The sequence below is a fragment of the Bartonella sp. TS25HLJMH genome (assembly GCF_042193505.1).
Lineage (GTDB): Bacteria > Pseudomonadota > Alphaproteobacteria > Rhizobiales > Rhizobiaceae > Bartonella > Bartonella grahamii.
The window spans coordinates 1-567 of the sequence record NZ_JBHILV010000112.1 but is presented as its reverse complement, the minus strand read 5'-3'; the positions used below and the strand labels follow the sequence as shown (position 1 = coordinate 567).

General features: G+C 42.0%; 1 protein-coding gene. It reads right to left on the bottom strand.

Annotated features, from left to right (window positions below; translation table 11 throughout):
* A partial coding sequence (locus ACFINF_RS09535; RefSeq protein ID WP_375620632.1) for a major capsid protein occupies positions 1–567 on the bottom strand: 567 nt, incomplete at both ends.

Sequence of the window (567 nt, the reverse complement as noted above, 5' to 3'; positions counted from 1 at the left end):
GCAAAGTCAAAACTGCCAAAGCTGCCCGAGCCAAGAGCGCTTGGTGTTGCAACACCTCCGGCGCTATTGAGTGTCTGTGCTAAGGCTGTGTTTAAATAGGTTTCACGAATTGTTTTATGGTTTTTCAACTTGGAAAAGAATTCATTTCCACAAAGCCCAATAATCCGTGAACGATCAGAAAATGCTCCTTTTGAAGCCTCAATCATCCTCATAATGACTTGGTCAACATTGTCAGCAACATTGGTTGTCTCTGTATTCAGTTTAAAGTCAATGGGCTTTGGTGGTGTGATTTCCCATTCCTTGTACCAATCAACAATCACGGAGCCATCAGCATCAAGGACAACACCTTGAACAGCGCCAAGCTGCATATTTTCCCATGTCAATTCGATTTCAGAAATCAGTTTCTTTTGTTTTCTGGCAATATATTTCATTGCTGTTTCTAACTGATCTTCTGCGCCAAATTCACGCCGGTTCTGGATTTCTTCTGATTTCACCGTATCACTTTTGGCAATCCGTGTTGTTTTGAAAAACCGAAGATTACGACCCTCTCTATCACCTTCTGCCAAA